16 protein-coding genes are annotated in these 21,469 nt (G+C 67.9%); 8 read left to right on the forward strand and 8 right to left on the reverse strand.

Annotated elements, in window-relative coordinates:
• Window positions 1–206 precede the first annotated feature (206 nt).
• From N4261_RS25270 to mdoH, 7 genes are all read left to right on the forward strand, one after another.
• The gene (locus N4261_RS25270; RefSeq protein ID WP_261758004.1) at window positions 207–800 is read left to right on the forward strand and encodes a PEP-CTERM sorting domain-containing protein; all 594 of its coding nucleotides are present in this window, start codon (window positions 207–209) and stop codon (window positions 798–800) included.
• Window positions 801–909: 109 nt separating this feature from the next.
• The gene (locus N4261_RS25275) at window positions 910–3,102 is read left to right on the forward strand and encodes a phosphocholine-specific phospholipase C (protein WP_261758005.1); all 2,193 of its coding nucleotides are present in this window, start codon (window positions 910–912) and stop codon (window positions 3,100–3,102) included.
• 307 nt (window positions 3,103–3,409) lie between these two features.
• Window positions 3,410–4,861, forward strand: coding sequence for a sensor histidine kinase (locus N4261_RS25280; RefSeq protein ID WP_261758006.1), 1,452 nt, complete (start codon window positions 3,410–3,412; stop codon window positions 4,859–4,861).
• 14 nt (window positions 4,862–4,875) lie between these two features.
• Window positions 4,876–5,511 (forward strand): hypothetical protein, encoded by a 636-nt coding sequence (locus tag N4261_RS25285; RefSeq protein ID WP_261758007.1) that lies wholly within the window; start codon window positions 4,876–4,878, stop codon window positions 5,509–5,511.
• Window positions 5,512–5,567: 56 nt separating this feature from the next.
• The gene (locus N4261_RS25290) at window positions 5,568–6,935 is read left to right on the forward strand and encodes a sigma 54-interacting transcriptional regulator (RefSeq protein ID WP_261760847.1); all 1,368 of its coding nucleotides are present in this window, start codon (window positions 5,568–5,570) and stop codon (window positions 6,933–6,935) included.
• A 163-nt stretch (window positions 6,936–7,098) separates the two neighbouring features.
• Complete coding sequence (locus N4261_RS25295; RefSeq protein ID WP_261758008.1) at window positions 7,099–8,640, forward strand: glucan biosynthesis protein G; 1,542 nt, start codon at window positions 7,099–7,101, stop codon at window positions 8,638–8,640.
• On the forward strand, window positions 8,637–10,739 hold the full coding sequence (gene mdoH / locus N4261_RS25300; RefSeq protein WP_261758010.1) for a glucans biosynthesis glucosyltransferase MdoH: 2,103 nt from the start codon (window positions 8,637–8,639) through the stop codon (window positions 10,737–10,739). Before N4261_RS25295 ends, mdoH begins: the two co-directional genes overlap by 4 nt.
• Window positions 10,740–10,871: 132 nt before the next feature.
• On the opposite strand, the gene soxA is transcribed toward mdoH, so the two are convergent.
• From soxA to trhA, 8 genes are all read right to left on the reverse strand, one after another.
• Window positions 10,872–11,621 (reverse strand): sulfur oxidation c-type cytochrome SoxA, encoded by a 750-nt coding sequence (gene soxA / locus N4261_RS25305; RefSeq protein ID WP_261758011.1) that lies wholly within the window; start codon window positions 11,619–11,621, stop codon window positions 10,872–10,874.
• Window positions 11,621–11,941: a thiosulfate oxidation carrier complex protein SoxZ gene (locus N4261_RS25310; RefSeq protein ID WP_261758012.1), complete on the reverse strand. Its 321-nt coding sequence runs from the start codon at window positions 11,939–11,941 to the stop codon at window positions 11,621–11,623. The genes soxA and N4261_RS25310 overlap by 1 nt, the downstream gene beginning before the upstream one ends.
• Before the next feature lie 3 nt (window positions 11,942–11,944).
• Window positions 11,945–12,430, reverse strand: coding sequence for a thiosulfate oxidation carrier protein SoxY (locus N4261_RS25315; protein WP_261758013.1), 486 nt, complete (start codon window positions 12,428–12,430; stop codon window positions 11,945–11,947).
• Window positions 12,427–12,846, reverse strand: coding sequence for a sulfur oxidation c-type cytochrome SoxX (soxX, locus tag N4261_RS25320; RefSeq protein WP_261758014.1), 420 nt, complete (start codon window positions 12,844–12,846; stop codon window positions 12,427–12,429). Before soxX ends, N4261_RS25315 begins: the two co-directional genes overlap by 4 nt.
• 22 nt (window positions 12,847–12,868) lie before the next feature.
• A complete protein-coding gene (locus N4261_RS25325) occupies window positions 12,869–15,157 on the reverse strand; it encodes a xanthine dehydrogenase family protein molybdopterin-binding subunit (RefSeq protein ID WP_261758015.1) in 2,289 nt (762 codons plus the stop codon).
• Window positions 15,154–15,657 (reverse strand): (2Fe-2S)-binding protein, encoded by a 504-nt coding sequence (locus N4261_RS25330; RefSeq protein ID WP_261758016.1) that lies wholly within the window; start codon window positions 15,655–15,657, stop codon window positions 15,154–15,156. The genes N4261_RS25325 and N4261_RS25330 overlap by 4 nt, the downstream gene beginning before the upstream one ends.
• Window positions 15,658–15,772: 115 nt before the next feature.
• Window positions 15,773–16,468, reverse strand: a complete 696-nt coding sequence (locus N4261_RS25335; protein ID WP_261758017.1) for an NYN domain-containing protein — start codon at window positions 16,466–16,468, stop codon at window positions 15,773–15,775.
• Between the two features lie 290 nt (window positions 16,469–16,758).
• Window positions 16,759–17,460, reverse strand: a complete 702-nt coding sequence (trhA, locus tag N4261_RS25340) for a PAQR family membrane homeostasis protein TrhA (protein ID WP_261758018.1) — start codon at window positions 17,458–17,460, stop codon at window positions 16,759–16,761.
• Between the two features lie 746 nt (window positions 17,461–18,206).
• Here trhA and N4261_RS25345 point away from each other — a divergent pair.
• Window positions 18,207–21,122, forward strand: coding sequence for a di-heme oxidoredictase family protein (locus N4261_RS25345; RefSeq protein WP_261758019.1), 2,916 nt, complete (start codon window positions 18,207–18,209; stop codon window positions 21,120–21,122).
• Window positions 21,123–21,469 lie beyond the last annotated feature (347 nt).

Here is a 21,469-nt window from a genome sequence, read left to right on the forward strand (position 1 = left end):
GACATCTTGACGTCATTCCCACGACACGCCCCTGCTTCCCACGACATCCCCGTCGCGGCCATCCCGACGCACCGCCGCTGACACCGCAGCTTCACCGCACTGTCAAACCAGGCGCTGAACATCGACTAGTTCGCCGCCTGCATGAGCTGACCCTCGCGCGTCAGCATGCGCGCCCGGCGGCCCCTCGATCTGCTTCAGGAGTCCCCATGCGCAAGCCCTTCGCCCGCCTCAGCCGCCTCGCCGGCCTGGTGCCGTTCACCCTGGCCCTTGGCCTGACCCTCGCCGCACCGCTGGCCTCGGCCACCGTGCTGACCTTCGACGACCTCGGCAGCGACGGTCTGGTGCCAGTCAACTACGGCGGCCTCGATTGGTCGGCGAGCAGCTGGTTCCAGTACGCCGGCGAACAAGCCCCGTTCACGCCGCATTCCGGTGACCATCGCGCCACCCTCGGCTGGGACGGCAGCGCCGACACCAGCGCCATCGGCTTCACCACCGCCAGCGTCTTCAGCGGCGCCTGGTTCGCCGGCTACCAGGGCGTGTCCATCACCATCGACCTCTATTACGGCGGCACGCGCGTGGGCTCGACCTCGACGCTGGACCTGAGCGATTCCCCCACCTTCCTCGCCAGCGGCTACAGCGGCGCGGTCGATCGCCTGGTCTTCCGCAGCAATGATCCGGCGAACTTCGTCATGGACGACCTGAGCTTCACCAGCGCCGTGCCCGAACCCGGCACCGGCGCGCTGGCGCTCGCCGGCCTGGGCCTCGTCGGCCTGTTCATGCGCCGTCGCCGCGTCGACTGACTCGCGCACCCCGTCCAGGCCCAGCCACTTCCGCCTCGGCGACGACCCGCGCGTTCGATGCGCACCGCCGCCCTCCGACCCGCGTCCCCGCACGCACAAGGATGACCCCATGACGCAGCATCAACAGCCGCCCCGTCGCCATTTCCTGCGCGCCGTCGCCAGCGCCGCAGGCGCTTCCGCCGCGATGACCGCTTTCCCGCCCGCCATCGCCCGCGCGCTCTCCATTGCGGCCAACCGCCGCACCGGCACGATCAAGGATGTCGAACACATCGTGATCCTGACCCAGGAGAACCGGTCCTTCGACCACTACTTCGGCACCCTCAACGGCGTGCGCGGTTTCGGCGATCCCTTCCCGGCGCCCGTCGCCGACAGCAGCGGTATCCAGGGCCGCAATGTGTGGGTGCAGCCCACCGTCGCCGGCACCGCGACGCCGGTCATTGCCCCGTTCCCGCTCAACACCACGCAGAACTTCGCGTTCATGCGGATCAGCGGCACACCGCACTCCTGGACCGATGCCCAGGCCGCCTGGGACCATGGCCGGATGAACGCCTGGCCCAAGGCCAAGCAGAACCATTCGATGGGCCATTTCCAGGAAGCGGATCTGCCGTTCCAATTCGCCCTGGCCAATGCCTTCACCTTGTGCGACGCCTACCACTGCGCAACCCAGACCGGCACCAACACCAACCGCCTGTTCCTGTGGACCGGCACCAACGATCCGCTGCGCAAGGGCAACGGCCCGTCCACCGACAACAGCCACGACTGGTTCAATGCGAACCCGGCCGACGACTACACCTGGACCACCTACCCGGAGCGCCTGCAAGCCGCAGGCGTGAGCTGGCAGGTCTACCAGAACATGGACGACAACTTCACCGACAACTCGCTGGCCGGCTTCAAGGTCTTCCGCGACGGTTGGTATCTGCGTCCCGGCTATTCCCAGGTGTTGAAGGACCGCGGCATCTCCACCCGCGATCTGGACCTGCTCAAGGCCGACGTGCTGAACAACCGCCTGCCGCAGGTGTCCTGGGTGGTCGCGACCGCCGAGGGCTCGGAGCACCCCGGACCGTCGAGCCCGGCCCAGGGCGCGGACTACACCGCCAAGGTGCTGGATGCGCTGACCTCGAACCCGGAGGTCTGGAGCAAGACGGTGCTGTTCATCAACTTCGATGAGAACGACGGCTTCTTCGACCACCTGCCGCCGCCCGCCGCCCCGTCCTACGTCACCTGGGATGCCGATCCGGCCAAGGCCGTGCTGGCCGGCGCCTCGACCGTCGACACCACCGGCGAATATCACGAGATCCTCAACGGCTCCTCGCCCACCTACCTGCATCGCAACTACGGCATGGGCCCGCGGGTGCCGATGTATGTGGTGTCGCCGTGGAGCAAGGGCGGCTGGGTCAATTCGCAGGTGGCGGACCACACCTCGGTGCTGCGCTTCGTCGAAGCCCGCTTCGGCGTGATGGAGCCCAACATCAGCGCCTGGCGGCGTGCGGTGGCCGGCGATCTGACGTCCTGCTTCAACTTCGCCGATCCGGAGGACAGCGAGTTCTTCTCCCGTCTGCCCACCACGGTGGCGCTGGCCAACCGCGCGCGGGCGCTTCCCGGCACCTCCACGCCGCCGGTCCCGACCAGCCTGCAGCTGCCACGTCAGCAATCCGGCGTGCGGCCGGCGCGGGCGTTGCCCTATGACCTGCAGACCCGCGCCCGCATCACGCCCAATGCGGCGCTGGGCGGCACCAAGCTCGACATCACCTTCGAGAACACCGGTCGGGCCGCGGCGGTCTTCCATGTCTACGACCGGCTGCGTCTGTCGGAGATTCCGCGTCGCTACACCGTCGAGGCCGGCAAGCAACTGACCGGCACCTGGACGCCGCAGGCCTCCGGCGCCTACGACCTGTGGGTGCTGGGCCCGAACGGCTTCCATCGCCACATTGCCGGCAACGCGCGCCGCGCTGCAGCCGCGGCCCAGCCCAATCCGGACGTGATCGCCAAGGCCGATGCCGCCGCCGGCGAACTGCAGCTGACGCTGACCAACACCGGCCCGGTCGCAGCCACCTTCACCCTGGTCCACAACAAGTACCGCCAGGTGCCGGCGCAGTCCATCCAGGTGCCGGCGCGCAGCAGCAGCGTGCTGCGCATCCCGGTGGCGACCAGCGCGCACTGGTATGACGTCTCGCTGCGCGTGGCCGGGCAGGGCGATTTCCTGCGTCGCTTCGCCGGCCACATCGAAACCGGCGCCCCGTCGGTCAGCGATCCGGCGATGGAAGGCGTGGCGATTGCGGACCAGTACCGCGTGCAGGGCTGATCGTCGTCGCCCGACGTGATGTCGGGCGCCCTGGCGCCGCCCGCAGGGTGCATGCGCGCAGGGCGATAAACAGTTGGTCACAACGACGAGAAGCGGCGGAGGCTCGATGGCATCGGGCCTCCGCTTGATTCATGGCGCCCCATCGCATCCACTGGGCTGCGGTTGAGACCGTCCGCTTCACGGCATTTCGCGCCCAGGGCTACACTGCCCGCCATGTCCACGCCGCCCCGCCGAGGAGTGTTCCCGGCATCCGGCCTTGCGCGACGGGCCGCCACGGGCCCGACCCGCGCCTAGTCGCCGCCGCCGGATGTTCAGACTTCCCCGCATCTCCTTTCGTCAGATCCTGCTGGTCGGCTTCCTGCTGATCGCCGGGCTGCTCGCCGCTGCCTCGCTGGGCGGCCTGCTCACGCTCGAACGCCTCACCTCGCAGGGCCGCGAGGCCATCCTGCGTGCCGCGCGCATGAGTGGCGAGGTGCAGCAACTCGCCGAACGCAGCGTCGGCATGGAGCGCGCCGCGCGGCAGTACCTGGTGCTGGAAGACAAGAGCCTGCGTCAGCGCTTCGAGGACGATGCCGGCGACGCCGAACGGCTGCTGCGCCAGCTGCGCGCCCAGCCGCTCGATCCCGCGCCAGTCGACGCCTGGCAGGCCAAGCTGCAGGACATCCGCGCCCTGCTGGACACCGCCACCCGTGGCGGACCGGCCCGGCGCCGCGAGGCCGACCTCACCGCCCGTTTCCGTGATCTCAGTGCCCTCACCACCCAGTTGGCCGACAACGTGCGCCAGCACACACAAGCCAGCAATGGCTCGTTGCAGGATCAGCTGGAGAACGGCCGCGTGAAGCTCGGCCAGCAGGTGCTGGGGGCGATCGGCCTGTCGGTGCTGTTGTCGCTCACCTTCGGCATCTGGCTGACGCGGCCGCTGCGCCGCCTGGAGCACGCCATCGTCGGACTGGGCGAGAACCGGCTGGATGAGCCGATCGACATTCCCGGCCCGGAAGACTTGCGCTCGCTCGGCCAACGGCTGGATTGGCTGCGACTGCGCCTGGGCGAGCTGGATGCGGACAAGGCCCGCTTCCTGCGCCATGTCTCCCACGAGCTGAAGACCCCGCTGGCCGCGCTGCGCGAAGGTGTGGCGCTGCTGGAAGATGAGGTGGCCGGCACGCTCACGCCCAAGCAGCGCGAGGTCACCCGCATCCTGCGCGACAACACCGCCGTGCTGCAGCGCCAGATCGAAGATCTGCTGCGTTTCAATGCCGCCGCCTTTGAAGCGCGCCGACTGGAGCGCCATCCCACCGAACTGGCCGAGCTGATCCGCGACACCGTCGACAGCCAGCGCCTGCAGTGGCAGGCCCGCGACCTGCGCATCGACATCACCGGCGGCCCGATGGAGGCCGCGGTCGATCCGGCCAAGCTGGGCGTGGCGCTGGGCAATCTGCTGTCGAACGCGATACGCTTCGCCCCGCCGCGCGGCGGCATCCACTTTGCCCTGTCGCATCAGGACGGCCATTTGCTGATCGACCTGACCGACGAGGGCCCCGGGGTGGCGCCGGCGGACCGCGACCGGATCTTCGAGCCGTTCTTCCGCGGTGAACGTCAGCCGGAGGACGCCTTGCGCGGCACCGGCATCGGTCTGTCCATCGTCAACGAGTACATCGCCGCCCACGGCGGGCAGATCGAGCTGCTGCCCTCCGAGCGCGGCGCGCACTTCAGAATCCGCCTGCCATCTGCTCATCCCACGCTCCCCACCGTGACGTCCTGAGGTCCGTGTTCCCCATGCAGTCCACCCCGCCTGATCCGCTCCCGCGCCGCGCCATCGGCAACGCCTCCCGGGCGACCGCGCTCGCCACGCTGGCGGCTTGCGCGGTGCTGGGCACCGGCTGCGCGCCGCTGCCACCCAAGACCATCATTCGCGAGATCCACATCGAGGTGCCCGTCGAGGTGCCGGTGGTCCAGCCCGCCGACGCGGCCGCGCGCAGCCTGCTGGCCTATCACGAGCGCCTGCGGCAGTTGCCGCCGCCCGAGCTGCAACTGGAAGTCGCCCCGCGCGACGACGGCGCCCTGCCGCCGCCCGCCGCCGTGCCGCTCGCACTGGCGCTGATGACCAGCCACGGCAGCGGCGAACTGGCCCGTGCCCAGTCCTTGCTGGACCAGGTGATGCGCGACCCCCGCGCCCCCGAGTGGCGCCCGCTGGCCCAGTTGCTGGCGGATCGTCTGGCGGAACAACGCCGGCTGGAGGACCTGCTGGACAAGCAGAACCAGCAAACCCGCGAGGTGCAACGCCGGCTGGACCAGTCCAATCAGAAGCTGGAGGCGCTCAAGGCCATCGAGCGCAGCCTCAATGCGCCACGCTCCGGCACGCCGCCCACGCCCGCCGCCGGTGCCAGCGCGGGCGGGACCAACAAGCCATGAACGCGCCATCGAAGTCCTCGGCGACGCCGGCCACACCCGCCGCGCGGACGCCCGCCATGACCGGTGCGCGGTTGCTGCTGGTCGATGACGATGCCGATCTGCTGAAGCTGCTGTCGATGCGTCTGGAAGCCGCGGGCTACGACGTCACTGCGGTGGGCAGTGCCGAGGCCGCATTGACCCAACTCGCCGTGCAGCGACCAGCCCTGGTGCTGAGCGACGTGCAGCTGCCCGGCATCGACGGCCTGGCCCTGTTCGACGCCATCCGCGAACGCCATCCCGCCCTGCCGGTGATCCTGCTCACCGCCCACGGCACGATTCCCGATGCGGTGGCCGCGACCGCACGCGGCGTCTACACCTACCTCACCAAGCCCTTCGACGGCCGGGCCCTGCTGGAGACCATTGCCCAGGCGCTCGCGCTCACCGCGCCGCAAGGGCCGGCCCAGGCGCAGGGCGGCGATTCCGCCTGGCGCGAGGCCATCGTCAGCCGGTCCAATGTGATGGCCGAGGTGCTGGCGGAGGCCAAGCTGGTCGCCTCGTCCCAGGCCAGCGTGCTGATCCGCGGCGAAAGCGGCAGCGGCAAGGAACTGCTGGCCCGCGCGATCCATGCGGCCAGCCCGCGGGCGGACCGCCCCTTCGTGGCGGTCAATTGCGGCGCGATTCCGGAGCCGTTGCTCGAATCCGAACTGTTCGGCCATGTGAAGGGCGCCTTCACCGGCGCGCTCAGCAACCATCGCGGCCTGTTCCAGGCGGCCGATGGCGGCACCCTGCTGCTCGATGAGATCGGCGACATGCCGCTGCCGCTGCAGGTCAAGCTGCTGCGGGTGCTGCAGGAGCATCAGGTGCGACCGGTCGGCGCCAATGCCTCGGTGCCGGTGGATGTGCGCATCCTGTCGGCCACCCATCGGGACCTGGATGCGGCGATGGCCGAAGGCCAGTTCCGGGAGGACCTGTATTACCGACTCAACGTCGTCAGCCTCACCCTGCCCACGCTGACCGATCGGCGTGAGGACATTCCGCTGCTGGCCCAGCATTTCCTCAACCGGCTGGCGACCAAATACGACAAGCGACTCAACGGCTTCGCGCCCGACGCCCTCAAGGCGCTGAGCATGGCCTCCTGGCCGGGCAATGTGCGCCAGCTCCACAACGTGGTGGAACAGGTCAGCGCGCTGGCCACCTCGCCGCTGATTCCGCTCTCGCTGGTGCAGCGCGCGCTGCGGGTGCCCAGCATGGAAGTGCTGAACTATGCGCAGGCCCGGGAGCGCTTCGAGCGCGAGTACCTGGTGGGCCTGCTCAAGCTCACCGACGGCAATGTGGCGGATGCCGCACGACTGGCCGACCGCAACCGCACCGAGTTCTACCGACTGCTCCAGCGCAACGGCCTGAATCCGGGGCTTTTCCGCTCCGACGGGCCTGTCGCCGAATAGCGACAGGAAATTTCCTTTTCAAATCAAGCACTTGGGAAAGTGTGGCGGCAAGTTGTCGCCGAACGGCGACAGGTTGGACACCAAAAACTACCGATCGACTCGCTAACTTGTTGATTTCATTGAGGTTTACCGTGTGGCACGGGGCTTGCAATACAGCCCGGACATGCGACACCACCTCCACCCTTCCCCGCGCAGTGCGACCCAGGTCCTGGGGCCGCTTCTGGGGCTGCTGCTCGCGCTGAACGGCGCGGCCGCCCAGGCATTCGGCTTCGAGGACGTGGCGCAACGCGCCCAGCAGCTGGCCGCCCAGCCGTACGCCGCTTCGCAGGCCCGCCTGCCCGCGGAATTGAAGAACCTGGATTACGACCAGGCACGCGACATCCGCTTCAAGCCCGCCCGCGCGCTGTGGCGCCAGGAGAAGCTGCCGTTCGAGACCATGTTCTTCCACCTCGGTCACTATCAGACCGAGGCGGTGCGGATCAATGAAGTGGTGGGCGGCCATGCCCGCGCGATCCCGTTCCGCAAGGACGACTTCGACTACGGCAAGAACAAGCTCTCGCCGCAAGGCTGGGGCGACATCGGCTACGCCGGTTTCCGGGTCCACTACCCGCTCAACAACGACCAGTACAAGGACGAACTGCTGGTCTTCCAGGGCGCGAGCTATTTCCGCGCACTGGGTGCCGGTCAGCATTACGGCCTGTCGGCCCGAGGTCTCGCGATCGACACCGTCGGCGGCAAGGGCGAGGAATTCCCCCGCTTCACCGAGTTCTGGATCGAGCGGCCCGCCACCGACAGCAAGACCCTGACCATCCACGCGCTGCTCGATTCGAAGAGCGCCACCGGGGCCTATCAATTCCTGGTGCGCCCCGGCGCGGAAACCGTCATCGATGTGAAGGCGCGGGTGTTCCTGCGCCAGCCGGTGGCCACGCTGGCGCTGGCGCCGCTGACCAGCATGTACCTGTTCGGCGAGAACCAGCCGCAGCTCGGCGACTTCCGCCCTGAGGTGCATGACTCCGACGGTCTGATGGTCGCCAGCAGCACCGGCGAATGGATCTGGCGTCCGCTGATCAATCCCAAGGGCACCTTCACCACCTCCTTCAGTGTGCCGGGCCTGCGCGGCTTCGGCCTGATGCAGCGCGACCGCAAGTTCGCGAACTATGAGGATGTGGAAGCCCGCTACGACAAGCGGCCCTCGTCCTGGATCGAGCCGCTGAGCGACTGGGGCCCGGGCCGCGTGGAGCTGATGCAGCTGCACACGCCCGACGAAACCCACGACAACATCGTCGCCTACTGGGTGCCGGCCAAGCAGCCCGCTCCGGGCCAGCCGCTGGACTTCGCCTACCGGCTGCATCAGCAAGGCGATGCGCCCCAGCAGCGCCCGCCCGGCGCCTGGACCAGCCAGACCCGCACCGGCTACAGCTACGCCAAGCTGGACAAGGACGAAACCCAATACATCGTCGACTTCGAGGGCCCGTCCCTGAAGGCCCTGCCGGCCGACGCCAAGGTCGTCGCCCAGCTCAGCACCGATGCCAACGGCCGCGTCACCGAGGCCAATGCCTATCCCAATCCGGCCACTGGCGGCTGGCGGATGACCGCCCGCGTCAAGCAACTCCGCCCCGGGCAGCCGACTGAGCTGCGCGGATTCCTTCAACACGAATCGAACGTTCTGACGGAAACATGGAGCCTCATTCTTCCTCCCCAATGATCGCCGGCGCCTCTGGCCCGACGGGTCCCAGCGCACCGCGCATCCTGCGCGGCGCCATGGTGCCTCGCCCATGGTTCAGCCAGGCCCCGATCGATCACGCCTTGCCGCCGGCTTCCGAGCCGGCGCCCTGGGAACGCGCCGCCCGCCGTCGGCGCCAGGCCCTGATGCTGTGCATCGCGGCCGCGACCACGCTGGCCACCGGTGTGATGCTGCATACGCAAGGCGGCTGGGCCTCGCCCGGACTGCCGCTGCTGCTGCAGAGCCTGCATCTGGGCCTGTTCGTGCTGCTGTTCGCCTGGGTCAGCGCCGGCTGCGTCACCGCGGTGATGGGCTTCTGGGTGATGCTGCGCGGCGACCGCCACGCACTCTCCGCGGCCGATGCCGACCATCGCCCCATCGGTGCCGATGCCCGCACGGCGCTGGTGATGCCGATCTGCAATGAGGACGTGACCACCGTCTTCGCCGGTCTGCGCGCCAGTTGCGAATCGCTGGCGGCCGAAGGGGCGCTGCGCTTGTTCGATGTCTACATCCTGTCCGACAGCAGCGACCCCGAGTGCCGCACCGCCGAGCTGGCCGCCTGGGCCGAGCTGCGCGAGCAGTTCGCCGGCCAAGGCCGCATTCATTACCGCTGGCGTCAGCGCCGGGTGAAGAAGAAGGCCGGCAACGTGGCCGACTTCTGCCGCCGCTGGGGCCGCAACTACCGCTACATGGTGGTGCTGGACGCCGACAGCGTGATGAGCGGCGACTGCCTGATCCGCCTGGTGCGGCTGATGGAAGCCAACCCGCGCTGCGGCATCCTGCAGGCGGCCAACCAGGTCTGCGGCCACGACACGCTGCATGCCCGTGCGCAGCAGTTCGCCAGCCGCGTCACCGGTCGACTGTTCGCCGCCGGCATGCAGTACTGGCAGCTGGGCGAGGCGCATTACTGGGGCCACAACGCGATCATCCGCGTCGAGCCTTTCATGAAGCACTGCGCGCTGGCGCCGCTGAACGGCCGCGACATCCTCTCGCATGACTTCGTCGAGGCCGCGCTGATGCGTCGTGCCGGCTATCACGTGTGGCTGGTCCATGACCTGATCGGCAGCTATGAGCAGCAACCGCCGCATCTGCTGGCCGAGCTGCAGCGTGACCGCCGCTGGTGCCAGGGCAACATCCAGAATGCCCGCCTGATCGCCGAACCCGGTCTGCATGCGGTGCACCGCGGCATGCTGATCACCGGTGCGCTGTCCTATCTGGCAGCGCCGCTGTGGCTGCTGTATGTGAGCCTGGGCGTGGTGATGTGGAATGTGGGCGGCAACGAGAGCTTCCATCCCTTCACCGCGGACGGCCAACTCGCTCCCGGCGTGCTGGCCCTGTGGCTGGGCACCATCGGCATGCTGACGCTGCCGCGGGTGCTGGCGCTGATGGCGGTGCTGCTGCGCCGCGAGCACGGCCAGTACGGCGGCGTGCTCGGCCTGCTGGCCAGCAGCGCGGCGGAAGCCACGATGGCGCTGCTGCAGGCGCCGCTGCGGATGGTGGGTCACAGCCTGTTCTGTCTGGCGGCGCTGACCGGCCTGCAGCTGGAGTGGAAGTCCCCGCCGCGGGCCGCCGAGGATGTGTCCTGGTCGCAGGCCTTTGCCACCTTCGGTCGCCCGATGCTGTTCGCGCTGGCCTTGGCGGTGGTGTTGGCGGTGCTGCGTCCGTCCACCCTGATCTGGATTGCACCGATCGCCCTGCCGCTGATCCTGGCCGCGCCGATCACCGTGTTCTCCAGCCGGGCCGCCCTGGGTGCCCGCCTGCGCCGCGCCGGGTTGCTGCTGATCCCCGAGGAACAGCGCCCGCCCACGGTGCTGCGCCAGGCCTGGGCCTATGGCCAGCAAACCCGGCAGCTGCCGGGCTGGACCGAACTGCTGTCCAGCCGTCGCCTGCTGGACCTGGCCTGCCAGGCCATGGGCCGACGCGACACCGGACGCGGCCTGCGCGCCGAAGTCCGCGGGCTGCACCTGGACCGCATCGCCACGGTGCCAGGCGCCCTGCAGGGTCTGGCGGCCAACGAGCGCATGCGCTTCCTGAGCGAGCCGGGCCACCTGCGCCGCCTGAGCGAGGTGCAGGCCGCCTGAGCGAGCCCCTCCCCACCGACGTCACCCCAGCGGTGACGTCGACCGATGCTCCGAAGCGCGGGTCGCGGCGAGTCATGGCGCCCGACCCGCGCGCCTGTTTCCGGAGCTCGCGGCCACAAGCCGCCCAATGCCTCAGGGGCGCACAGCCGGTGTTTCCAGCTTGAGCCCTTCGGCGCGCTGCATCAGATAGAGCTCCACCTGCGTCAAGGCGTCCTCGCCCAAGGGCTGAGCGCGCACGCCGGTCGTGCAGTTGCGCAGCCGCCGTTGCAGCGAGCCCATGCCCTGCCATTCCAGTCGATAGATCGGATAACCGGTGGCCAGCCCCGACGGAATGACGGCGCCCGCCAGCCGCTGCCCCGCGCGCTCCTCATGGCACTGCGCGCAGGACAGATGCAACTGCCCCATGCGCTGGCGATAGAGCGCCTCGCCCGCGCGACGCCAGTCCTCCAGCCGCGAATCCTTGGGGGGCGCGATCGGCAAGCCGCGCGACTGCTGGCCGATGTAGGCAGACAGCGCCAGCAACGCATCGTTCTCCGACGTCCAGGCGGGTTGCTCCTGATGCTCGGTGCGGCAGCGATTGATCTGCTGGTTCAGGGTGACGGGTCGCTGCAACGCCTCGGAAAACGCCGGAAACCGGGCCGCTGCGCCGGCCAGGCCGGACGCATGACAGCCCGCGCACGACGGCCGGCCATTGGGCGGCTCGGCCTTCCACAAGGTGGCGCCGTTGGCGGTCCACAGCATCGCCGGGTTCTGCGCGTCGTTGCGCTGCATGGCCTGCAGGGCCGGCGTCATGACATCGAATCCGGAGCGCGACGCGGGCGGCACTTCCCGCGCCGCTCCCAACAGCAAGGGCAATGGCAGCAAGAGCGCCCAGGCGCGCATCAGATCACCTCCAGTCGGCGCTCTTCCTGCTGCACGAAGCCGTGGTCGCCTTCCCATCGGAAGACCACCGGCCCGCTGCGATCGGCCTTGAGGGTGAACGACCCATAGGGATTGGCGGCGATCGCGGGGTAGAGCGACAGCCGCACCACCCGCTCGCCGAGATAAAGACATTCAAAGCTGCGGAGGATGTCTCGTGGCACCACCTGCCCGAGGTCATCGGCGCGGTAGCCGGTCTCCATCGGATGGGCGATCAGCCATTGCACCTCGACGATTTCCCCGGCGCGCACGCGCTCGGGCAGGGTGATGCGGGTCAGTGCCATGGCTCAGCCTCCTTCGATGCAGGCGGCCAAGGTGACCACCACCTCGACCCGCTGCGAACGCCAGCGACCGTCGGCGGTCTGGGCCACGGCGACCAGCTGCTGGCTCGTGGCCAGGCGAATGCGGGTGGAAAGACGGGCATCGCCCGATCGCGGACCGAAGGCCGCCTGAATCACTTCGCGCTGCGGATTCAGCTCGTTGAACAGGGCCATGGCGCGGGCCGGTTCGGTCATGGAAAGGGTGACGGGCACGGCATTGCCGTTCTCGATCAATGGCGCAATGTCCAGGACCAGCCCGCCCGGCTCGGGCGTCACCCCGCCGGTGAAGGCCAGCACCGCGCGCTCCAGCTCGACCCGGCTGGCCCAGGCCGGCCGCGGCAGGAGCAGGGCACCCACGCCGGCCTGCAGCAGCAGGCGGCGGGTGGGCCAACGGGTGGGGTCGGTGGGCGTGGTCGACGCAGGCGATGCCGTCGATGAGATCGTCGACTTCATTTCAAGGTCCGCAGATAGGCCACCACGTCTTCGATCTGCTGCGCATCGAGCACCGGCTTGCCGTCGAAGTCGGTCGCCACACGGTGCAGCCCGGCCTCGGGTCCCGCCCGGTAGTAGGCCGGCATGAACGTCTGCGGATTCAGCTGCTGCGGGGCGACCAGACGCAGCCGCAGTTGACCGGCGTCCAGGCGGGCGCCCACGCCCTTGAGGTCCGGCGCCAGGTTGCCCTGCTGCCGCTCTTCCGGAATCGGCGCTGCATGGCAGAGCAGGCACAGTCCCTGGGAGCGGCTGGCCACCAGCGCGCGACCCCGTGCCGCATCGCCGTTCAGGCCGCCCAGGGGCTCCTGAATCGCGTCGCCGGTGATCTGGAACGGCAGCAGCACGCTACCGGCCAGCAGCAGTTCGGCGAGCAGCATCGGCGTCGGTGCTCTGGGCGCGTCAGGCCGCGCGCGGCTTGAGCGTGTGCTTGGACAAGGGCAGGTCGCGGATGCGTTGGCCGGTCGCCGCGAAGATCGCATTCAGCACCGCCGGCGCCGCGACTGCGATCGTCGGTTCCCCGACGCCGCCCCAGAAGCCGCCGGACGGCATGACGATGGTTTCCACCTTCGGCATGTGCTCCATCTTCACCACCGGATAGGTGTGGAAGTTGTCCTGCTGCACCCGGCCGTCCTTCACGGTGATCTCGCCGAACAGCGCCGCCGAGAGACCGTAGACGAACGAGCCTTCCACCTGCGCCTCGATCTGCTGCGGATTGACCGCATGGCCGGGGTCGGTCGCGGCCACGATGCGATGGATCTTCAGCGTGCCGTCCGCGGCCACTGACACCTCGGCACAGGCCGCGACATAGCTGCCGAAGCCCATGATCTGCGCCAGGCCGCGATGGTGACCCTTGGGCAGCGGCTTGCCCCAGCCGGCCTTCTCGGCGGCGGCATTGAGCACGGCCAGGTGCTTGGGGGACTTGGCCAGCAGCTCGCGGCGCAACTCCAGCGGGTCACGCCGGGTGGCGTGTGCGATCTCGTCGATGAAGCTCTCGACATAGATCGCGTTCTGGTTGAGGTTCACCCCGCGCCAGAAGCCCGGCGGCACCGGCGGGTTGCGCATCGCATGGTCGATCAGCAGGTTCGGCACGGTGTAGCCGAAAGCGCCTTCGGTGCCGCCGTTGCTCAGCCCCTGGAACACCACCGGATCGACACCGTTCTTGATGTTCTGCGGAAAGATCCCCGCCACGATGGACTGGCCCGAGATCCGCACGTGCAGCGCCTGCAGCTTGCCCTGCGCATCCAGGCCCGCGGTGAGCTTGCACTGGGTGATCGGGTGGTAGCGGCCGTGGAGCATGTCCTCTTCGCGGCTCCAGATCAGCTTGACCGGCACGCCGGGCATGGCCTTGGCAATCGCCACCGCCTGGCGCACCCAGTCATGCACCGCGCCGCGTCGGCCGAAGCCGCCGCCCAGATGCAGCTTGTAGACCTCGCACTGGGCGGGCGGCAGACCGGAGGCCTCGGAGGCGGCCGCCAGCGCGGCCTCGCCGTTCTGGGTCGGGGTCCAGACCTCGCAGCGCTGGGGCGTCCAACGCGCGGTGGCGTTCATCGTCTCCATGGTGGCGTGGTTCTGGAACGGATAGCTGTAGACCGCCTCGATCCGCCGTGCGGCGCCGCTGAGGCCGGCCTTGGCATCACCCTGGCTTTGGCCGAGCGCGGCCTCGCCGGCGTCCAGGCCCGCCTTGAGCATGGCGGCGATCTGCTCGCTGTCGAGCTTGGCATTCGGGCCTTCGTCCCATTCGATGGGCAGGGCATCCAGGGCCGTCTTCGCGCGCCACCAGGTGTCGGCGACCACCGCCACGGCGCTGTCACCCACCTGCACCACCTTCTTCACGCCGGGTTTGCCGGCGATGGCGGCCGCATCAAAGCGCTTCACCTTGCCGCCGAAGACCGGGCAATCCTTGATCGCCGCATTGAGCATGCCGGGCAGCGACAGGTCCATGCCGTAGACCTGGCTGCCATCGAGCTTGCCGCGCGTGTCCAGCCGCTTGTAGGGCTTGCCGGCGATGCGCCAGTCCTTGGGATCCTTCACCGTCACATCGGTGGGCGGTGTGAGCTTGGCCGCCGCAGCGGCGAGCGGACCGTAGGTCGAGGTGCGACCGGTGGGCATATGCCGGACCTGGCCGTTGGCGGTGGCCAGTTCGGCCATGGGCACCTTCCACTGATCCGCTGCGGCCTGCATCAGCATCAGGCGGGCGGCGGCGCCGCCCTTGCGTATGTAGTCGTGGGACTCGCGCACGCCGCGGCTGCCGCCGGTGGAGAAGCTGCCCCAGACGCGGTTGCGCGCCAGGTTCTGGCCGGGGGTCGGATATTCGGTGCGGACCCGGGTCCAGTCGCAGTCCAGCTCCTCGGCCACCAATTGGGCCAGGCCGGTGAGGGTGCCTTGACCCATCTCGGAGCGGGCGATGCGGACGATCACCGTGTCATCGGGCTGGATGACCACCCAGGCATTGACCTCCGGTGTCCCGCCCGAGGCGCCCGAAGCGGCCGCGACGGCGGACACGGGGGTGGCGTCGGCCGGCGCCGTCAGGCCCGGCACATGGAAGGCCAACATGAAGCCGCCCGCTGCGGCGCTGGAGCCTTGCAGGAAGAATCGACGGGCGGGGCTGCGGGGTTGACCCAGCGGCGCCTGCGCCGCGGTGTCCGCAGAAAGGTCAGGCCCTTGAGGCAGATCGCGCGGCGCGTTCATGCTTCGCTCCCGTTGGGGTCCAGCAGCCGGATGGCGATGGACTTGCGCGGCACCTGCCCGGCCGCCAGATGGATCGCGGCGCGCACCCGGTTGTAGGTGCCGCATCGACAGATGTTGGTGATGGCCGCATCGATGTCGGCATCGGTGGGCTTGGGCTTGTCCTTTAGAAGTGCGGCGGCGGCCATGATCATGCCGCTCTGGCAGAAGCCGCACTGGGGCACGTCCAGCCTGGCCCAGGCGTGCTGCACCGGGTGGCTGGCATTGGCGGAAAGCCCTTCGATGGTGGTGATCTTGTCGGTCGGCGCGACGGTGGACAGCGGCCGCACGCAGCTGCGGACCGCCTCGCCGTTGAGATGCACCGTGCAGGCGCCGCACTGGGCGAGACCGCAACCGTACTTGGTGCCGGTCAAGCCGAGCTGCTCACGCAGCGCCCATAGAAGCGGGGTGTCGCCGTCGGCGTCCACCTCGACCGTCTTGCCATTCACCTGCAACTGCGTCATCGCCTGGCTCCCTGCGTGGTTCTGTGCGCGGTGGAGCTTATCAACAAGGCGGGTGCTTGTCGTACGGGAAATCCGAAGGGGCGATAGGGGGAAGTGGGAACGGATGGGAGACCGCTCACCAATGTGCTGGTTTGGGAATAGCCTTCTTCCTTGTGGGTACTTGCGATGGCAACTGCGCCGCCTGCAACTCCTCATCTGTCAGATGCCGTATGACCCAATCAGCCAAGTTAGAAAGTGACCCACTGACTCTGCGGCCTGGCGTCTTCCCAGGGATGGGAGGAGGGATGGGGACGACCACACCAATCCCAATGTGAGGAAAGTCTTCACGCAGTGCCTGGAGCGCCGGTTCGGCGTCGCTATCGTTGGACACAAGAATGATTCGGTCATAGCGACCTTGAGCCGCATCGCGGTACATGGCGATCGCCAAATTCACATCCGTCTTCTTCTCCTCCAGATGCCACACCCGCGTTCGTCGGGCTCGGTCATACGGCTGACCTTGCACGAATTCCGGCAACAGCGATCCGTCTTTATCGAAGCTGTGCTTGCCGTAAGTGATCCTGAACCGATCTGGATGCCTGGCTTGTAAGGCACGGAGATAAGCGGACTGTGCTTCGACAGAGGCAGCGCCGTGAGTGGCAAAGGTGGCCAACGCGTGTGCCGTAAAAAGATGCACGCAGGCCAGCTGTTCGCTCTGGTCCCTCCGCCGCAGGATGGCCTCCATGAGGCTCACCAGATCCAACCACTTGTAGGCGCTGTTGCGCAACCTGCCGTAATACAGGTTATAGCCGTCGATATAGACGCCAATCTTCAAGGGAACTTTTTCGCTGTCCGCCACAGGAACTGAAGCCGTTCAGATGTGAAAAAGCCGCCCAGAAGAGCGGCTTTTTCGTCCCGAACGAGGGCCAACTGAATGACATCGCAAGGGATGAGTGGTCGCTGGATTTTCGCAATATAGCCACTCGCGGTCAAGCGTAAGGTGACCCACGCGCAGAAGGACCGCAGATGAACGCGTCCATGCTTGATATCGAGTCGAACAGACACCTCCGCTCTCGAAACCGCTTGTCCTTGTCAAGTCAATGTGGCTCGACAGCTTTTCGGCCCTCACGCGTAGGCGTAGAACAGCGCGGCAAAGAAGTGACAGACGCTCCCACCCAGCACGAACAGGTGCCAGACGAAGTGGGCATAGCGGACCTTGTTGTCCAGCAGGAAGACCACCGCGCCAAGCGTGTAGCTCAGGCCGCCCGCCACCAGCAGCGCTAGGCCCGGTCCCGGGGTGCGCTCGATCAGCGGTCCGATGGCAAACACCACCACCCAGCCCATCGCCAGATAGAGCGCGGTCGACACCAACGGATGGCGCAACCGGTTGAGCAACTTGATCGTGACCCCGAAGGCCGCCGCCGCCCACACGGCAATCAACAGCGTCACGCCCGGGCCGGAGTGCAGCACGCCCAGGGTGAACGGCGTGTAGCTGCCGGCGATGAAGACATAGATCGCCGCATGGTCCAGTCGCATCAGCCAGGCCTTGAGGCGCCCATTGGCCAACCGCGCCGGCAGGGCGTGATACAGCGTGGAGATGCCGTACAGCAGGATGCCGGTCGACGCGAAGATGGCGGCCGCCACCACATCGGCCATTCCGCCGTGGCCCATCGCCCGCGTCACCAGGATGGGCAGCGCAGCGATTGCCAGCAAAGTGCCCAGACCATGACTGATGGCATTGGCGATCTCCTCGCCCAGGGTTTGCGGGCGGTCGACCATCACCGACGCGGCGGGAGCGGCGGCGGTGGGAAGGGAACGATCAGACATGCGGGGACTCCTTGCGACGGACTGTAGGCTGATTCGGGAGGACCCTTCGGTGGAAGGGACGTGTGCGGGCCTCTTGTGCCGGCCTCGTGTGCTTGGACCGCCCATCGAGCGCGTGCGGCCCCCGACGTTGGCGTTGGCGTTGGCGTTGGCGTTGGCGTTGGCGTTGGCGTTGGCGTTGGCGTTGGGCGTTGGGCGTTGGGCGTTGGGCGTTGGGCGTTGGGCGTTGGGCGTTGGGCGTTGGGCGTTGAGGCCATTTAATTTGCCCACACAGAACTGGAAAGCAGGGGACACGACTCCTCTAGAGGAGGGGACAGCGAATGGCGACCGATCGGCCTCGCACAGAAAGGGCGATCGGCGCCAGATCTGCGCGCCCATCGCATCGCTTGGGATCAAGCCTGACGCCACCGACTCGGTTCACCCCCGACCAATTTGGTCAAAGGAAGTGACACAAATTGTCCCTTCCTGACCAAACGTGACCACGGGTTGACCTCAATTCGCACAAATGAGCCATTGGAACCGGGCGCCCAAGGTCAGAACGGACCCTTTCTGTCACTTTGACGCCTGGGTGTGACAAATCGCAACCGGCACGTTCTCTGCTTGAACGACACCCAAGTACACCTGGGCGCCGAACCCGCGCGCCTGGTGGTGTCTCGTTCTATCGAACCTGCAGGAGCGCAATGCGCCACACCCACACCGAGGCTGACCCGACGTTGGCATGCCCATTCCCGAGGACCGTTTGGGGACTCATGTTCGGCGCTGTTGTCGCCATCAGCGCCGCTGGCACCCTGACCGGTTGCGGCGGCGGGTCCTCCGGCAACTCCACCGACACCAAGCCGGTGGCCGACGCTCCCGCGCCGGCACCCGCGCCCCCGGCATCCTCACCCGTCGGGGGCACCGACGAACCCGAGCTGCCACCGGCCCCGCCCGAAATTCCGGCATTGCCCACCGGCACCGGCCCGGCCGCGCCGGCCCTTCCGCCCTCGCTGCAACTGCCCTCGGGCGTGGACTTGAGCAAGCCCGGCAGCGCCGTGGCGGTGGTCAAGGCGACCTCCAGCGCCTCGGAGAACAATGCCAACGGACCGGACAAGGCGGTCGACGGCAACCTGACCACGCGGTGGTCCAGCACGCCTGACGACAAAGCGTGGATCCAGTTCGATTTCGGCGCCAAGACGCAGATCGGCTACATGAAGCTGATCTGGGAGAACGCCTATGGCAAGGAATACGCGCTGCAGGTGTCCGACGATGGTGAGACCTGGTATCAGCTGCGTTATGTCGCCGGCGGCAAGGGCGGAACCGAGGAGTTCTTCAACCTCAACGCCAACGTCCGGTACGTCCGTCTGCAGGGCGTGGCTCGCGCCACCCAGTACGGCTATTCGCTGTTCGAGGTGACCTTCAACGGGCCCGGCAATGACAACACGCTGCCGTCGCTCAATACCTCCGCGTTCTCGGCGCCGCCCATGGGCAGCACCGTGGTCACGCCCGCCACGCCGACGGTGCTGGAGCAAACCCAGTTCACCCTGCCGGACGGCACGCTGGTGACCCGATTTGGATTCGTCGGGCGCTCCCGCCATGCGCGCGAGCGGGGCGAAGATTGGGCGGAAGTCGGCTACGGCACCAATGCCACCGTGGACGCCAACGGCAAGCCGGTGGACAAGGGCCCGGGCGCCTATCTGAACTTCATTTCGAACTACTTCAAGAACCGCACCTGGGGTGTGGAGTTCATCGACAACAGCCGGGTGGCGGGTGTCACCAAGCCGACCGTCATCGTCAACCAGTACTACCAGCAGGCCCAGCGCGGCGGCGGCCATTCCTTCTTCCGCCGATTCGACGACCCGGGCGTGACCGGCTATGGCTGGATGTCCCCCGGCACGCTGCTGGACCGCACCACCTACACCGACGGCTTCAAGGACCTGACCTCCTGCCCGGTCGTCCCCAAGCCGCCGGAGGGCGCGCTGCTCAAGCCCAACACCGGCTACGGCGGCGTGATCGGCGCCAACGACGGCTGCTCCGTGGTGCTGGACAACGTGCCGGGCCACCAGGATGTGGCCGCCAATGCCAACGGCGTGATGGTGCCCAACGGCGTGAATGTGCCGTCGCGCAGCCTCAAGGTGGGCGACGCGATCGAGTTCACCGGCTCGTTCTTCTCCAGTCGCGCCGCGATGGATGCGATCGGCGACAACGGCAACTTCCGCTACTACACCAACGAAGTGACCTACGTGGTGGGCAGCGGCCTGCGGCCCTGGTACGGCGTGCAGCCCCGTCTGATGAACGCCCCGCTTCCGGCGGACACCCTGCAAGGCGGCACCGGCTCGATCTCTTACGACTACGCCGACAACGCCACCTTCATGTTCCAGCAGCCCAACACGCAGATCGGGATGCAGAACATGCAGCGCTTCGTCGAGGGCCGCCGCTGGTTCCACACCAACATGTGGACCGGCGACCACAACGAAGCCGGCAACGATCGCAACACAGCGGCGGTGAAGCTGCAGGGCCCGCGTTTCAACCAGACCAACTGCTTCGGTTGCCACATCAACAACGGTCGCAGCCTGGCCCCGCAGGTGATCAACCAGCGGCTGGACACCATGGCCGTGCGCACTGCGGCGGTGGACGCCAACGGCAAGCAGCAGCCGCATCCGGTGTATGGCCTGGCGGTGCAGATGAATGCCCGCTCGCTGACCACCGGTGTGGCACAGGACTGGGGCAACAGCGTGCGTGTGGCCGGCTTCGACACCAAGACGGTGACGCTGGCGGACGGTACCGTCGTCACGCTGAGCAAGCCGCGGGTGAGCTTTGACGGCCCGACGCCGGCCGCCTATTCGCTGCGCAGTGCGCAGCCGGTGATCGGCATGGGTCTGCTGGAAGCGATTCCGGACGCAGACATCCTGGCCCGGGTGCGCACCACGGCAGACGAAGACGGTGTGAAGGGTCAGGCCAACCTGGTCTACGACCCGGAGACCGGCGCCGTGCGGGTGGGCCGCTACGGCTGGAAGGCCACCAAGGTGAGCCTGCGCCATCAGACGGCCAGCGCCGCGCTGCTGGACATGTCGGTCACCTCGCCGATCTATCCGAACCGGGACTGCCTGGCCGGACCGGCTCAGTGCAATCGCACCAAGTCGGAGAAGGGCCTGAGCGAGGACGACCTGCAGTTGCTCTCGCGGTATGTCGCCCTGCTGGGTGTGCCGGCGCAGCGCAGCGTGACGAGCGGCTTCCCCAAGGGCGTGACCCCGCTGCCCTATCTGGATGTGAATCCGACGCAGATCGCAGCTGGCGCCAAGGTCTTCTCGAGCATCCGTTGCACCGCCTGCCACGTGGCGGAGATGAAGACCGGCCTGGCCTCCGAACTGGCCGAGATGCGCAACCAGACCATCAAGCCCTATACCGACCTGCTGCTGCACGACATGGGCAGCGACCTCGCCGACAACCTGGTGGAAGACCAGGCCAGCGGCAGCCAGTGGCGCACCTCGCCGCTGTGGGGCATCGGTTATACCGAGGCGGTGGCCGGTAGCGGCGTGAAGGTAGGCTATCTGCATGACGGCCGCGCCCGCACGCTGACCGAGGCCATCCTGTGGCACGGCGGCGAAGGTGCCGCCAGCCGTCAGCGCTTCGTCAACTTGAGCACGGCGGACCGTCAGGCGTTGATCGCCTTCCTCAACTCGCTATGAGGTGAGGAGACCACGAGGAGCCGCACGGTGCAGACGGTGTGGGCTCCCTGCTGACGGCGCGTGATTGGATGCGCCTGCGACGCCCGGCTGATGCCGGGCGTTTTTCATGGTGAAACACTCGAAGTCCAACGGCGGCAACAGGAGGCCCTCAACTGAGCGATCTCACGCGCGCGGCCGTCTTGCGCCACTGTCTACGGGTTGCCAGGCGATGGGTGCCGTGGCACCGATCCACCCTGAATGAGTGGGGCAACACAGGGTTCTCCGGGGGCATCGACGTGCCCGAGCAATGGCAGGATGCGGACCCGCTCCGCGCCAAGCCAATGAGCGCTCAAAAGAATGAGTGGCGG

Origin of the sequence: Roseateles amylovorans (genome assembly GCF_025398155.2) — a bacterium.
Lineage (GTDB): Bacteria > Pseudomonadota > Gammaproteobacteria > Burkholderiales > Burkholderiaceae_C > Roseateles > Roseateles amylovorans.